The organism is Ammoniphilus soli (assembly GCF_040813775.1).
Window position 1 is genome coordinate 553,064 of the sequence record NZ_JBEGDL010000001.1, and the last position, 13,222, is coordinate 566,285.

General features: G+C 44.7%; 16 protein-coding genes. 11 read left to right on the forward strand and 5 right to left on the reverse strand.

Features of this window, described 5'->3' with window-relative positions:
• Window positions 1-230 precede the first annotated feature (230 nt).
• Together ABLT31_RS02940 and ABLT31_RS02945 are read left to right on the forward strand one after the other, a co-directional pair.
• Complete coding sequence (locus ABLT31_RS02940; RefSeq protein ID WP_367748644.1) at window positions 231-1,100, forward strand: C40 family peptidase; 870 nt, start codon at window positions 231-233, stop codon at window positions 1,098-1,100.
• A gap of 98 nt (window positions 1,101-1,198) precedes the next feature.
• Window positions 1,199-2,449 carry an Ig-like domain-containing domain gene (locus ABLT31_RS02945; RefSeq protein WP_367748647.1) on the forward strand — a complete coding sequence of 417 codons (1,251 nt, stop codon included), beginning with the start codon at window positions 1,199-1,201 and terminating at the stop codon, window positions 2,447-2,449.
• Here ABLT31_RS02945 and ABLT31_RS02950 read toward each other — a convergent pair.
• Window positions 2,446-3,177 carry a GT-D fold domain-containing protein gene (locus ABLT31_RS02950; protein ID WP_367748649.1) on the reverse strand — a complete coding sequence of 244 codons (732 nt, stop codon included), beginning with the start codon at window positions 3,175-3,177 and terminating at the stop codon, window positions 2,446-2,448. The two genes, ABLT31_RS02945 and ABLT31_RS02950, sit on opposite strands and share 4 nt — an antisense overlap.
• 214 nt (window positions 3,178-3,391) lie before the next feature.
• Between ABLT31_RS02950 and ABLT31_RS02955 the strand changes: the two genes are divergently transcribed.
• The 3 genes from ABLT31_RS02955 to ABLT31_RS02965 all read left to right on the forward strand — a co-directional run bounded on the left by ABLT31_RS02955 (window position 3,392) and on the right by ABLT31_RS02965 (window position 5,429).
• Window positions 3,392-3,601 (forward strand): hypothetical protein, encoded by a 210-nt coding sequence (locus ABLT31_RS02955; protein WP_367748652.1) that lies wholly within the window; start codon window positions 3,392-3,394, stop codon window positions 3,599-3,601.
• A 117-nt stretch (window positions 3,602-3,718) separates the two neighbouring features.
• Complete coding sequence (locus ABLT31_RS02960; RefSeq protein ID WP_367748655.1) at window positions 3,719-4,135, forward strand: hypothetical protein; 417 nt, start codon at window positions 3,719-3,721, stop codon at window positions 4,133-4,135.
• Between the two features lies 1 nt (window position 4,136).
• Window positions 4,137-5,429: an ammonium transporter gene (locus ABLT31_RS02965; RefSeq protein ID WP_367748658.1), complete on the forward strand. Its 1,293-nt coding sequence runs from the start codon at window positions 4,137-4,139 to the stop codon at window positions 5,427-5,429.
• A gap of 45 nt (window positions 5,430-5,474) precedes the next feature.
• Here the strand turns inward: ABLT31_RS02965 and ABLT31_RS02970 are convergent, their stop codons facing one another.
• Complete coding sequence (locus tag ABLT31_RS02970) at window positions 5,475-5,672, reverse strand: hypothetical protein (RefSeq protein ID WP_367748660.1); 198 nt, start codon at window positions 5,670-5,672, stop codon at window positions 5,475-5,477.
• A 77-nt stretch (window positions 5,673-5,749) separates the two neighbouring features.
• On the opposite strand from ABLT31_RS02970, the gene ABLT31_RS02975 reads away from it, so the two are divergent.
• From ABLT31_RS02975 to ABLT31_RS02985, 3 genes are all read left to right on the forward strand, one after another.
• Entirely contained in the window at window positions 5,750-6,283 is a 534-nt protein-coding gene (locus ABLT31_RS02975) for a hypothetical protein (RefSeq protein WP_367748663.1), read from the forward strand.
• A 5-nt stretch (window positions 6,284-6,288) separates the two neighbouring features.
• Window positions 6,289-7,410, forward strand: a complete 1,122-nt coding sequence (locus tag ABLT31_RS02980) for a cysteine desulfurase family protein (protein ID WP_367748665.1) — start codon at window positions 6,289-6,291, stop codon at window positions 7,408-7,410.
• An 80-nt stretch (window positions 7,411-7,490) separates the two neighbouring features.
• The gene (locus tag ABLT31_RS02985; RefSeq protein ID WP_367748668.1) at window positions 7,491-8,012 is read left to right on the forward strand and encodes a hypothetical protein; all 522 of its coding nucleotides are present in this window, start codon (window positions 7,491-7,493) and stop codon (window positions 8,010-8,012) included.
• A 34-nt stretch (window positions 8,013-8,046) separates the two neighbouring features.
• Here ABLT31_RS02985 and ABLT31_RS02990 read toward each other — a convergent pair whose 3' ends face one another.
• The gene (locus ABLT31_RS02990) at window positions 8,047-8,430 is read right to left on the reverse strand and encodes an OsmC family protein (RefSeq protein ID WP_367748670.1); all 384 of its coding nucleotides are present in this window, start codon (window positions 8,428-8,430) and stop codon (window positions 8,047-8,049) included.
• A 537-nt stretch (window positions 8,431-8,967) separates the two neighbouring features.
• Between ABLT31_RS02990 and ABLT31_RS02995 the strand changes: the two genes are divergently transcribed.
• The gene (locus tag ABLT31_RS02995) at window positions 8,968-9,195 is read left to right on the forward strand and encodes a hypothetical protein (protein WP_367748673.1); all 228 of its coding nucleotides are present in this window, start codon (window positions 8,968-8,970) and stop codon (window positions 9,193-9,195) included.
• 140 nt (window positions 9,196-9,335) lie between these two features.
• Window positions 9,336-9,614 (forward strand): YkvA family protein, encoded by a 279-nt coding sequence (locus ABLT31_RS03000; protein ID WP_367748674.1) that lies wholly within the window; start codon window positions 9,336-9,338, stop codon window positions 9,612-9,614.
• On the opposite strand, the gene ABLT31_RS03005 is transcribed toward ABLT31_RS03000, so the two are convergent.
• Window positions 9,611-10,774 carry a PASTA domain-containing protein gene (locus ABLT31_RS03005; RefSeq protein WP_367748677.1) on the reverse strand — a complete coding sequence of 388 codons (1,164 nt, stop codon included), beginning with the start codon at window positions 10,772-10,774 and terminating at the stop codon, window positions 9,611-9,613. The genes ABLT31_RS03000 and ABLT31_RS03005 overlap by 4 nt on opposite strands.
• 218 nt (window positions 10,775-10,992) lie before the next feature.
• Window positions 10,993-12,675 (reverse strand): single-stranded-DNA-specific exonuclease RecJ, encoded by a 1,683-nt coding sequence (gene recJ / locus ABLT31_RS03010; RefSeq protein WP_367748680.1) that lies wholly within the window; start codon window positions 12,673-12,675, stop codon window positions 10,993-10,995.
• A 176-nt stretch (window positions 12,676-12,851) separates the two neighbouring features.
• On the opposite strand from recJ, the gene ABLT31_RS03015 reads away from it, so the two are divergent.
• On the forward strand, window positions 12,852-13,016 hold the full coding sequence (locus ABLT31_RS03015) for a hypothetical protein (protein WP_367748682.1): 165 nt from the start codon (window positions 12,852-12,854) through the stop codon (window positions 13,014-13,016).
• Window positions 13,017-13,222: the final 206 nt, after the last annotated feature.

The following is a 13,222-nucleotide window of genomic DNA, read 5'->3' on the forward strand; positions in this document are numbered from 1 at the left end:
AAATATAGCACTGGAGGAAAATGAATATGGCTGGAAGCGCATAAAGACTTCAAAAAATTTAATAGATTTATCATAACCTTCCACTATTGTGCTATTGTATAATTATATTACATAATCTTCCCTCGTTTGACAGAAACAGATAGAATATCTAATTATTCTTACTTTTCTGTCGCGAATGAAGTATACTAGACTAAGAGATTCATAGTTTTCGGCAACCGGAGGTGGTGTTCATGAAAAAGATCACGGGAATCCTATTCTTGACTTTATTCCTATCTTCTACAGCTGCATCCGCAGCTGAAGAGCATATTGTAGCCAAGGGTGACACTTTATTTAAACTATCCCGCCAGTATGGACTCGGGGTGGACCAGCTTAAAACCCTCAATCATCTATCATCCGACACCCTATATCTCGGTCAAAAGCTGGTCTTATCCACTAAGCCTGCCGTTGGGGCAAAAGCCATTGCTCTGCCAGAAGCTAAGCCCGTACTGCAGGAGGCGGTTGGAGTTCGTTTTTCAGGAAAGAGGGCCATAGTAACGGAAAATGTCAACTTAAGACAAGAAGGCCATCTGGAATCGAAAATTTTGACTGTACTGAAAAAGGGGACGGCCGTTGATATTCAGGAAACAGGTGAGCTATGGACCCAAGTGAAATGGGGAAAAATAGAAGGATATATATATACTCCGCTACTTGGACACATCCCCAAGCAAGAAGCTTCACGGTCTGGAGATCTCTCCGCTTCAAGAATCCAACAGCTTATAGCACCTTTAGTCGGGATCCCTTATGTCACGGGTGGAGCTACCTTGAATGGATTTGATTGCAGCGGATTTACCATGTATGTAATGGATCAGCTGGGTGTAAAATTGCCACGGGTTTCCGAGGAACAATTTGCTCTAGGCATTCAGGTTGAACGGGAAAATTGGAAAGCAGGGGATCTTCTGTTTTTTGATTCTTATGGCAGCGGTAAAATCTCACACGTGGGAATTTATATCGGGAACAATAAAATGGCCCATTCTGCCGTGAAATCGGTTGAAATTAGTGATGTCACGTGGTATATCAATAATTATCCTTTCTACGGGGCAAAGCGGGTTTTAGGAGAGTAATGCATAAGCTATAATGAATACATAGAAATTTAGAGGCTGACCAGCAAGCTTAGGCTTTCCGGCAGCCTCTCTATTTGTTGAATGAAGGAGATTGTAATATGGATACGTTACTGCTTAAAACGGCTCGCTGGATTCAATGGACAGGAGTCCTTTCTATTTTTGCGGGGCTTTTATACTTTCCTTATTTTCCGTGGTATTTATTAGGGAATGAAACGGAGGCGGAAATCACCTTATGGGCCATGTTAGCGACAGGGGGAGGTGCCTTAGCGTGGTTGGGCTCTAGGCTTTTATGGCTGAAAAGCAGGGCTGTACAACAAATCTCTTTAATCACAGCTTTATTAGGTATGCTCTTGTTTCTTCTCGGGCAGATTCCGCCGATTTATTTTTGGTTTATTTTCCGGGGATCTCCCATTACCGAAGGACCCGCAGAGCAGGCCGCGATCGGCAGTTTTCTGCCTATGCTTCCCCATCTTGCCATAGCTTTTCTTGCCCTCTTTACGGCTGGGATCATCCTAAAGGATTTAGCCTCTCCAGGATCTCCTATCCGGTTATCTGCCAAACGGGCAGGAGCGAGTTTGGCCGTCCTTCTCTTGCTATTCGCTGGATGGTTAGGGTGGAATAAGTATCTCGATGCCACATGGATTGAAAATACTTATCCAAATGATGGGGCAGTGAACGTTCCGTTATATGATACGATTACCGTACAGTGGAAACAAGAAGCCTCAAGCATGGGAATGGAGGTGCGTTATGCGGATGATTCGTCCATTCCGATTCTTGGCGCCACATCCGGATCTAAGGATGGAATGAGCTTTACTCCAGAAATGTACTTGCCTGGAAAGAAGGTTCTAGTTACGGTAACAGCCGGGCGAAGATCTCATACTTTCAGTTTTACGACGGCTAAAGAAGCAGACGATCAGATTGGGTTATACCGGGCTGTAATGAAACACTTATTTCGCTCGCCACAAGTCGGTCAGCCTCCAGAGGTGCTAGCTCTAGACACTAGCAGCCTAGAGACATGGAAGGAGGATGAGAAAAGAACAGTGGCTAAAGGATTAATGGCTTACCATGGCCAGGTGGTATTTGGAACTATTGATGGAGGCTTTTCCTCGGCAGAACCAAGCTTTACTGTTCCATTGACTGATCAAACCGAGGCTCTCTTATTATCGATTGAAGTTCTAAAGCAGGAATTCGATGAATATGAAGTCCGGGTTACAGGTACGAAAGGTAAAGGTATTCTTGCCGGTAAGCCTGGCGAGGTCTATCAAGCTGATTATACGCTTCAGTTCCTTGAGGGAGTTTGGGAGGTTACGAGCTTATCTGAGAAGGTGAATAAACGGCCTTGGGGTTAAGCCCTATTCCCCTTTAATAATTTCTTCATCCAACGCTTTTTAAAACGCATGCGGTCATGGTGTTTTTTCCACTCTTTAGGATCAGCTAAGGCGTCCATCATATGGCCAATCTCTACCGATGTCTTCTTTAGACGGCGGGTGAGATGTACGCATAAGATTCTTCCTGGTACACTTGCCCCTACCAGAGCGATATCCCATTTATTTCTTTTTTGTTTCAGAAAGCTAAACGTTTGGGGAAGCATGCGGGAATGCTCAAGATTTACGGTTATGGCCACATGAAGATTTTTTTTTCTCAGCTGTTTTGCTGCTTTCTCTGCCGACCGTCCGACAAGGGCGACCCGATGGGTGCGAATTAATTCATGAAGATAGCCATTCTCATATAATTGGTCGTTGATAAATGAATCCGTAATGAGTTTTGGTTTCCATTGTTTCGCCTGCATGAATTGCATTAATTGTTTGGCCCGGTTTGGAAAATAGGTGACTCCAACCACGGTAGCATGGCGGACGGAATGCTCCAGAGCCCTTAAAAGTTTAGGGGGTGGGGGATAGGGAATGCCAAGAAAGGGAGAGACGTCTTTTAAAGTATAGATGTCCTTCCTAGCTAACAGCTTAGCCATGACATCACCGAGACGAATAACCGAAATGGGTTTTTTCTTTTTAACGGATAAATGCAATAAGCGAAAAACATGGTCAGGCTGGAGTAATTTCCGCTGATACAGTTGATTCATTATGGTGAGTCGTTTTCTTGTCCCTAAGATCATTATTGCTTTTTCACCACCAGTAAATTTAGGATGTTACGTTATATTTTACTTTTCAAAAGATAGGATGTGCCCCCAATCCGCTTCTGAACAGTGCAATTTTTCCTTCAAACAGGAAATGATAAGGGTGAGCATGATTGCTTGTTAAGGAGGGAAGGACATGGCAGATTATCGTTATAACGTCATGCACGAAGTAAGTGATAATGAGCTGCAGCATATCCATCAACTGCTCGACCAATTGAAAACACAAGATACGCTGACGATTATGGTCGACCATGTGAATGAACGTAGCGAGGATCGCATTCAAGGGGCGATTGACCGAGAGCGGTTCGATTTCTACACGAGGGGTATCAACGAGGATGATACCGAGTTCATTGTCAGACGTAAAATGTAAGGAAAATGGGGTGATGCTTCATGCATCATCCCATTTTTTCATCTTGAAACTTTATATGATTATGCTATAATCATAATCATGTAATATAATCTAACAATATAGGTGAGGTGATATGACATGGTTGTTATGCTTGAGGGTACAGGACAAATTTTAATGGATGAGGTAAATACAGATCGGATGATGCCACTCCTTGAAGAGATGCTGCATTTAAGAGAAAAGCAAGTACGGGGACTGGTTGAGAAGGTTGAACAGTATGAGAATAAAAGAAATGCGGAAGAAAGGGTTTATCAATCAATGGGACCTTTTAGGAGACTCTTAGCTGCTAAACGGCCGGAGCATCACCTCGCCGTTGAATATATGGTTTATGTGAAGCGCCCTTTGCAAGAAATTAATGACATACAAGCTGACATGAAAAGGATTGAAAAATGGATTACAGAGGTTCGTCAAGAGACAGACAAGCTCTTTGTACCCCTGCACTTATCGTATGAGTTAGAAAAAAACTACAGAAAATTCTTGTCAATAGAGGAGGGATAGCATGGATATTGAAACGCTTAGCTCTGGTTTGGATACGGTGTGGATCGTGCTGACGGCGGCCATGATCTTGCTGATGGAAGGCGGTTTTGCTTTATTGGAGGCTGGTTTTGTAAGGCTAAAGAATTCCGTCAGCATTATTATGAAAGTATTCGTGGATATCACCTTCGGGACACTTTGCTTTTATTTTTTGGGATTCGCCTTAATGTATGGAAAAGATGCTGCAGGGATTATTGGAACCACGGGCTTTATGATATCCGGCGACCTAAGTCATCTGTCTTTTCCTTTTTCCTTGGATGCTTATTTTCTTTTTCAAGCCGCTTTTGTCATTGCCGTCATTTCCATCGTTTCCGGTGCAGTAGCGGAACGCATTAACTTTAAGGCCTATATCCTGTATACGATGGTAATGACAGCAGTGATCTATCCTCTCTCAGGACATTGGATTTGGGGTGGGGGCTGGCTGGGGCAATTGGGCATGCTTGATTTTGCAGGTTCAGCTGCGATTCATGCGTTGGGTGGATTTGCAGCCTTGGCAGCCGCAAAGTACATTGGACCCCGATTAAATAAATTCACGAACGAAGCCGGCAACCATGTTGTCATGCCTAGCAATCTGCCTCTCGCATCCGTAGGTGCCTTTTTGCTCTGGTTTGGTTGGTTCGGATTTAATGCCGGCAGTACGTTAAGCGCCACAGATGTGAGAATAGGCCACATTGCTTTGGTTACTATGCTTGCCGCAGCATCAGGAGGAGCAGCTGCCCTGTTATTCACTCTGTTTCGCTATCAGAAAGCTGATGCGCCTTCTGTTATTAATGGGTCTTTAGCGGGACTCGTCGCGATCACAGCGGGGTGTGCATTTGTAGGCAACAAATCAGCTATTCTAATTGGGGCTATGGCCGGTATTTTGATGATTCTATCTACTAACCTTTTAGAAAAGTGGAAAATTGATGATCCTGTTGGGGCTTTTCCTGTTCATGGCGTATCAGGCATTTTTGGAACACTTGCTGTAGGAATTTTTGCGACAGATGGCGGGTTATTTTATGGCGGCGGATGGGGGCTGTTGGGCGTTCAGGCGTTAGGGCTTCTCGTCGTGTGCATTTGGGGGTATTTTGCAACTTGGTTCAGCTTTAAATGGATTGATCGATTCGTTCCTGTCCGGGTTTCGCCAGAAGAAGAAGAAATTGGGCTTGATGTTAGCTATCATGGGATTATGGCAACGAACGATGGGGATTTCGTGAGCATGCAACAGCTCTATCAGGAACCAATCGTCAAAGAAGTTTCTAAAAGGAGGCTCGGATGAGCCTCCTTTTTTTTCTGGATATTCCTAGCAATTATCGATATGATGTTAACGAGGCTCCTCTTTTTCTTCAGATTGAGGGATGCCAGAAAACAGATCGGAAAAAACTTGGGCCTGAATTTGCGGATTCGTGTGAGTAGACAAAGGTAATCCGAATCGCTTGGCTTGCATCCGGTCGATTTCTTCGATCTGCTTTTCCGCTAGTTGTTCATAAGCCTGTTCTTTCAAATCTTTATTTACGCTCATAAGTATCACCTCCACTGCTAGGATTTCCCTTTCGCCATAGTCTTAGCTAAGGAAGATATTTCAAGGAGGAGAAGGAGATGTCACGGCAAAGATCGATGGTCCCTTATGGCTACCAACCGCTTGAACGGGAGGAGAAGGGGACGCTGCTCGTCATTGATTCGTTTGAGCAATACCCTTTGAGCTCTTTATCAAGTATGTATGAGTTCTCGGTGGATCGAGGGTTTGTTCAAGTTGTGCTATACCCCCTACATGAACAGACGCTGAAGCGAATGGGTGTCTCCAACGGCAGTCCTTATTTTTACCGGGTTCGAACGATTAGAGAATCCCTTGGTGACATGGGATTGGAAACATGGGCAACGATTGATGAGTGGGAGGGGAAAAGAAAAAAATATACCCCGTTGGATACTTCCCTTCGCTCTCTAACCGAGCGATATGAGGGACCCCACTTCGTATATTGGACAGAGGATTATGCGAACCGATTTGCAAGCTATTCTTCGTTTGAACAATGGATTCGCAAGTTGAGAATGTTTATTGTAAAGAAAACGGCCCACTCCCTTCATCCGATGCTGAGTAAGTATGAACATCGCTGGGAATGGGTAAAGGAGGAGTAGGAAATATGACGCAAGTCTATTTGGATTATAATGCCAGTACACCCATTGATCAAAGAGTGGTCGAAGCGATGAAGCCTTTTTGGGAGAAGCATTACGGAAATCCATCGACTACCCACTGGGCGGCTTTGTCCGCCAAGCAGGCGGTTGAACGGGCGCGGAGACAGGTGGCCTCGTTGCTGGGCTGCGATCCGTCTGAAGTCATTTTTACGAGCGGCGGAAGCGAAGCGAATAATCATGCGTTAAAAGGCGTTTACTATGCGCTTAAAGAGAAGGGCAACCATATTATTACCACAGCGATTGAGCACCCTGCCATCATTCAGCCTTGCCGGTTTCTTGAGCGCTTAGGAGCGGAAGTCACTTATGTGGGTGTCGATGAACACGGAAGAGTGTCCCCTGAGGAAATCGAGGCTGCGATCACAGAGAAGACCATTCTTATCTCCGTTATGCATGCGAACAATGAGGTGGGCACCATTCAACCGATAGCTCGCATTGCAGAAATATCCAAAAAGCATGGAATCCTGCTGCACTCGGATGCTGCCCAGTCTGTGGGTAAGATTCCAACACGGGTAGATGATATGGGTGTAGATCTCCTGAGTATTGCGGGACACAAGCTGTATGCTCCTAAGGGAGTGGGAGCTCTCTATATTCGAAGGGGAACACCACTGGAGTCTTTTGTCCATGGAGCTGGACATGAAGAGGGGCGCCGCGCAGGCACAGAAAATGTCATATTTGCGGTAGGGCTTGGAGAAGCGTGTGAGCTGGCGGAGCAAGGACTGCCAAATCGATCCATTCAAGATCACCGTGATTATTTCTGGAATAGGCTGCAGGAGGAATTTGGTGAAAATATCCGGCTAAATGGCCATCCTAAGGAAAGATTGCCAAATACTTTAAACGTGAGCTTTATTGGACGGGTCGGAAGTGATATTCTTTCAGCCGTTCCGCAGCTGGCTGCTTCTACTGGTTCAGCCTGCCATTCAGGAATAGTGGAATTATCCAGCGTCCTGAAAGCGATGGGGATTAAGGAATTTGAGGGCCAAGGAACGATTCGCTTTAGTCTCGGAAGATATACAACAAAAGAGGAGCTGGACCAAGCGATAAAGTGGTTAACTCTTGCTTGCGATTCATAGGCGGTATTTGATTCATTTTTTCCGGGACAAGCTCATAGAGTAGTAGGGAGAATCATCTGAAAGGTGGGGAATGAGCTAGGGTGAGAACCTCCCTTCTATTCATTACATTCATATTGCTGTTTGGCTTGATTTTTAGCGGATGCAGTCTCTCCCGTGAATCGGCAATATCAACGGAAAGCATGGATTATGATTTATCTGCTGTACGGGGCGCCCCCACCCCTAATGACCAAGACTTCATTCATAAGATGGAGTCGTTTATTGCAACAGCCCAAGCGTTAATTGAAGAGCTTGAATTGGGGCTGCAAGAGGCCCAGGCACACGATGAACTTGGCGAAGTGAGGGAAATGATGGGTCAGACCCACCAGGATTTGCTCTATATTTGGAACAAGGTAAACAATGACCTGCATCCAGACCATCCGGAGCTTAGAAAATTTCAGGCGAAGTTTGTTTATGTTGTGGGTCAGTATCGTTTAGGGCTAAGCACAGAGCTTGAGGGGATGGAGTCTGGGGATCCTGCAAAATTGAAGGAAGGCTACGAAACATCGATGAGGGCCTGGGAGGGCTTGCAGAAATTATCGCAAGATGCACAAGTTTTATGGTGAAAAAAGAAGCAGGGCTGGATTCCAGCCCTGCTTCTTAAGGAACTAACTCAAAAGATTCGGTAATTTCGATGCTATCTTTAACAGACTGCACCATAGAGCAATTCTTTCGAGTCAGCTCAAGTGCTCTCTCTATTTTAATGTGATTTAAGTTTTCCCCTTTAATGGTGAAATGCATATGAATCTTTTCTATCCGGTCCGCTTCATCCTCATTTCGCTCCATATTAGCAGAAATCTGAATGTCCTCATAAGGAATCCGCATTTTATTCAGTATTTTTCGCAGAACCCCTCCACTGCAAACCGCAATAGAAGAAACCATCAGCTGATAAGGCCGAAATCCATACGCAGCATCGCCTGAAATATGTAGCTCGCCATATTCAAATTGGGTGGTAAACCCATTATCTTTCATTTTAAATTGCATATCGATCCCTCCGTTTTCCTATCATTATATATTATATAAATGAATGATATCATGTCTTTCTTGAAAGTAAAAATGGCTAAAGTACTCGATAGAGTATGCTTTAGCCATTTTTCGCTTCATAGTTCATTTGCGACGACGGTTAAGAATATAATCCCTAAGATTAGAATCCCAAAGGAGCCAAGGAGAATATTCGCTAGGGAGTTATTGACAGTGTCTTTAAAAGATTGTACCGGAGAATGGGAGAGAGAACCACATTCCTTACAAACTCCAGTGTAAGACGGAACAGAAGCTTTACAAACTTTGCACTGCATAAGTTTCACCTTTTCAACAAAAATCGTTTCCTAAACCTTCTCTATTTTAATCAAGATAAATACAGAATGCAAATGGAAATATGAGAGGAAGGAAAGGGTTATAGGCATTCTTGTAAATAATTGTAGATGAAACGGGTCATTAACTATCGACCCTCGTCTAGCCTTTTCAAAGAGAAGATTCATATATTATTAGGGTAGAAACGGCTTAGGAAAGGAGGTTATTTCATTGGACGAGATTAGTGCAGAAACGCTAGCCATGCTAGTAGGCAAGAAAGTAAAACTAGAGGTAAAGGGTTCTGTTATGACCGGGATGCTTTTGTCCGTTCAGGGAAATCAAGTCATGATTAAGCTGATGTCGAAAGCGGGCCAGTCTAAATCAAGTGAACGGGCTATTTCCATTGATGATATAGATGCGGTTATTTTTAAATCAGGCTCAAAAAAAGTAGCTTACTAGAAAATGGTCCTCAAGGACAAAAAGCAGAGCCCCAAAGTGGTTTGGGGACCCTGCTTTTCATGGATTTTCTCATATTGCCTTGAATATATGAATTATAACGTGTATGATATATTACCAAAAGATGTAAGAGGGAGATGCTCATGCGAAAAATGCTCAGACGTTTTCGTTTTCTTTTTAATCTTAGGAAGTCCATCCCGTTCCTCTTGGAATTCTTTCGTTCGAGGCAGGTGCCTGGCGCTTATAAGCTTCTGTCCGCTCTGCTTGTAATTGGCTACATAATATTCCCCTTTGATTTAATTCCTGACTTCTTTGTCTTTTTTGGGATCCTGGACGATTTGACTTTATTGGCTTGGATCCTTCAAACCATTGTCAAATGGGCACCGGCGTCTTTAAGAGACAAGTATGAAATTCGCGATTAAGGGGTTTGGCCCTTGCTGACCCAGAAGGTGATGCGCGTTTCTTTGCCCACCTTGCTTCCAACGGGAAGATCTTGCTTGAAAACTTCTCCCTGATTCTTCTCGCTCACCTCTAGAAAGAATTGATACCGCAGCCCATGCTCCAGGGCCAACTTTTCTGCAGCTTCCTTCGTGAGTCCTACTAGATTAGGGACTACCTGAGTTTTCTCAGCATTGTTGGATGGCTCGGGCACAACTTCCGGAGATTCTGCAACGGGTTCTGTGACCACTTTCGTTGGAACCTCTGTGATAACGGGCGGTTCAGAAACGGTTACTTCTTCCGTTTTCCAGTATGATTTCCCTAAAGCAGCTACGAGAACGACAAGGAGGAATAGAATAGCAATTGATGCCTTCGGTTTGGTGAGCAAGCGTTTTTTTGTTTCAACTGCAGGTTCTGGAGGCTCCGCGGGAAGTCGATTTGCTTGGATTTCGATTGGCACCGGACCTTGCAGCAGGTTGCCTAGTTCCAAAATAATGGACGAGACTGAATCTTGACCGTTATAAGCTCGCCGAATAATTCGCAGGATTGCCCCTTTTTCTCCGGGGGTGAGTTGGTTTAAGTTTTCTCTTACGTTTTGTTCCAGCTCCTCATACTGAGGAGGGATAACAATGGTTCTGGCTAACAATTGATAGAGCAAGTGGACCAAGCCTAAGACGCTGCGGTGCTCTTTCTCTCCTTCACTCCAGTAATTGATCACCATAACTTGATTCCGATAAATCCAAAGATTCTCCGCAGTGATGCTATACCCTCGGATTCGCTCTTCCACGGCATCCTGAACGGCTTTTCCGACTTGAATCACCAATGCTAGGGTTTCTTGAAAGGATAGGTTTATCTTTTCCTGCTGAATCAGTTGAGATAAATGGGTGCCTTCTCTTTTCTCCATCACAGCGTAAACTTCTGGTGTGGAACCCATGTCTAGGATGTGAAAAAAGTTGGGGTGTGCAACATGGGAGACTCCCGCTATCATTCGCATATATTCATCATGGCTAGTTTTACTCTTTTTATCTATTCGATAAAGGTAAACTTGGCGTTTCAATGAGACGTCAGTTCCGAGAAAAAGGCTTCCCATTGAAGAGGAGAAAATTTCTTCTCCAAATTGATATCTATGACTTATGGGGATCATCCGCCAGCCCTCCTTACCAATAGCTTCTTATACAATTCGTAATAGAAAAGGATCTTATGAGGGTTCAGTTCCTATATGTCCAACGAGTAATAGTATTAGCCATTCATGCTAAAATTCCTGCTTGAATTATCAAGAGTGAAATGGTATTGGAAAGGAAGATACGAAAGGGGAGATGGATGATATTTGACGGGAGATAGGAGCTTCTCCCGTCATACTTCCTACTCAACCCAAACAGGCAAAACCTGCATGGCTTTCCAGAAATCACTGTACTCAAAGCTGCCGTAGTAGGTTTGAGGCTGGTGGAAAGCTGCGCGGGAGGCACCTGACCACATGGCGAAAGGAATATTCAAAAAACCTACCTGAAGCTTCCCGATTTTCTGATCCTCCTTGAGCTCTCTGCCAGGAAGGAGCGTTCCTTCAATCGCCCATTGAACGGAAGGAAAGCCTTGGCCAAAAGGCTCCAATTTGGCTAGTACCTCAAAAAAACGATCCATCTCCGGTAAGTCATCGCTGCTAAGCTTCGCATCCCAACGGTGAATTTTGATCCAGGTTTCCGGTGGATAGGCAGCCAGTTCCTCATCCAAGGCCCTGAAGAAAGGCTCCACCATGCTTTCGTCTTCAAAGGTAAGGCCTGCAGCAGCGGCATGGCCTCCCCATTTGTTGCCCAGGAGATACTGATATTTCTCCATCAGCTGAAAGAGGTGAACGCCCTCGATGGAGCGAGCGGAGCCTTTGACTTTTCCTTCATGCTTGGATAGGCAAAAGGTGGGCTTATAAAACCGTTCGACAATCTTCGAAGCGGCAATGCCTACTACCCCTTCATGGAACGTTTCATCCATTACAGCTAAAACAAATCGGAAGGGGGAGTTTTCAGCTTGTTTCATTCCGACTTCGACCACGTGTTCCTGGGCTGCTTTCCGCTCAGTATTTCTTCTTTCCAGCTCGGCAAGGATGTTTTCACAGTAGCTCACATCCTGGGACAATAACAAATTGACGACAGGATCGGCATCCTTCATCCGGCCAGCCGCATTAATGCGAGGTCCGATGGAAAAGCCAAGGGTTTTCGTATTGACCTGCTTCCATCCGAATTTTTCTTTCATAAGCCGGAAGGCCAATCGCTGACCGCTGCGAATCTTCTCCATACCTAGCCGGACAAAAATTCGATTGTCTCCTCTTAAAGGCATAATATCGCATACTGTGCCTACCGCTACAAGGTCCAAGAGATCTTCAGCCACCCAAGCAGGGGGCTTCTTGCCTTGGCATTCCCAAATCGCCTTCATGAATTGATAGGCTACCGTACAGCCACAAATGCCATGCTCAGGATAATCCGTTACCATCGGATGGATCACCGTATAGGCATGCTGCGGAAATGCCTGCTTAGGCTCGTGGTGGTCAGTTACGATCGTATCAATCCCTAACTCTTTTAATGCTTTAATTTGAGTATCACTCGATACCCCACAATCTACCGTAATAACTAATTGCGGATTCTTTTCTAGCAGGCGAGGCAAGTTATGGTCATTTAATCCATAGCCTTCTGAAAAGCGATCAGGGATCAGGTACTCCACTTCAAAGCCGTAATGTTTTTGCAAAGTGGTTAATACGGTCATCATGACGGTAGCGGCTGTCGTACCATCGGCATCGTAATCTCCTACGATTACAATTTTCTCTTTATTCAGGAATGCTTGCTTCAAGCGTTCTACGCCTTTATATATAGCCGGACCGAAAGCGGTGCTGGGAGTCGTTTGTTCAAGGCTCCCATAAAAAAAGTGCTCCAATTCCTCTGTCGTAGTTACGCCCCGACGAAAAAGGATGGGCCCGAAAAGGAACGGAATGCGAGAGTCGTTCAGCCATTCCTGCATGGGCGCGGGGACATGAACGGGATCATAGGGCTTCCAAATCATAATTAAGACTCCTCAGTAATTTCTAGTCTATGGGTTCATTAATAGTTTCCATCTTACCATTCCTATCAACTAAAATGAACCTACCAAATTTATGGGGGAAGCTTATAGGGAAAAAGACGAAATGATTTGGATGCTATTAGGGAAATATAAACTTAACCCACTTAAGGAGGAAACACATGCCTAATAATCCGAGGAAGATAATGCAACTGGAGCAAGAAGCTGTTGAGCAGCAACAAGATGATCGGAAAGCACGCGAAACGGTTGAGGATGCTTTGAACTTGTCAACCCCACAACAGAAGTACCACCAAATGCATGATCAACAGGACTTTAATGATAAGTGAGGAAGAATCAAGCCCATGTACCAACAAACCAATCCGATACCGTTTATCATGGATAGGCTTTACCAATTAGAACAAAGACTGTTTCAATTAGAACAACAAAATCGCGCTACTCTGCAGTACAATCAGGAAAGTCAGGGCCATCCGGGCCATCAAGGGTACCAGGGCTATCAGGGCTACCAAGGTAACCTGAATTTCCAGAATTCTGA

Coding starts and splice junctions, on each gene's coding strand:
- ABLT31_RS02940 (WP_367748644.1), top strand. CDS start 231: ATGAAAAAGATCACGGGAATCCTATTCTTGACTTTATTCCTATCTTCT.
- ABLT31_RS02945 (WP_367748647.1), top strand. CDS start 1,199: ATGGATACGTTACTGCTTAAAACGGCTCGCTGGATTCAATGGACAGGA.
- ABLT31_RS02950 (WP_367748649.1), bottom strand. CDS start 3,177: ATGAATCAACTGTATCAGCGGAAATTACTCCAGCCTGACCATGTTTTT.
- ABLT31_RS02955 (WP_367748652.1), top strand. CDS start 3,392: ATGCACGAAGTAAGTGATAATGAGCTGCAGCATATCCATCAACTGCTC.
- ABLT31_RS02960 (WP_367748655.1), top strand. CDS start 3,719: ATGGTTGTTATGCTTGAGGGTACAGGACAAATTTTAATGGATGAGGTA.
- ABLT31_RS02965 (WP_367748658.1), top strand. CDS start 4,137: ATGGATATTGAAACGCTTAGCTCTGGTTTGGATACGGTGTGGATCGTG.
- ABLT31_RS02970 (WP_367748660.1), bottom strand. CDS start 5,672: ATGAGCGTAAATAAAGATTTGAAAGAACAGGCTTATGAACAACTAGCG.
- ABLT31_RS02975 (WP_367748663.1), top strand. CDS start 5,750: ATGTCACGGCAAAGATCGATGGTCCCTTATGGCTACCAACCGCTTGAA.
- ABLT31_RS02980 (WP_367748665.1), top strand. CDS start 6,289: ATGACGCAAGTCTATTTGGATTATAATGCCAGTACACCCATTGATCAA.
- ABLT31_RS02990 (WP_367748670.1), bottom strand. CDS start 8,430: ATGCAATTTAAAATGAAAGATAATGGGTTTACCACCCAATTTGAATAT.
- ABLT31_RS03000 (WP_367748674.1), top strand. CDS start 9,336: ATGCGAAAAATGCTCAGACGTTTTCGTTTTCTTTTTAATCTTAGGAAG.
- ABLT31_RS03005 (WP_367748677.1), bottom strand. CDS start 10,774: ATGATCCCCATAAGTCATAGATATCAATTTGGAGAAGAAATTTTCTCC.
- recJ (WP_367748680.1), bottom strand. CDS start 12,675: ATGATTTGGAAGCCCTATGATCCCGTTCATGTCCCCGCGCCCATGCAG.
- ABLT31_RS03015 (WP_367748682.1), top strand. CDS start 12,852: ATGCCTAATAATCCGAGGAAGATAATGCAACTGGAGCAAGAAGCTGTT.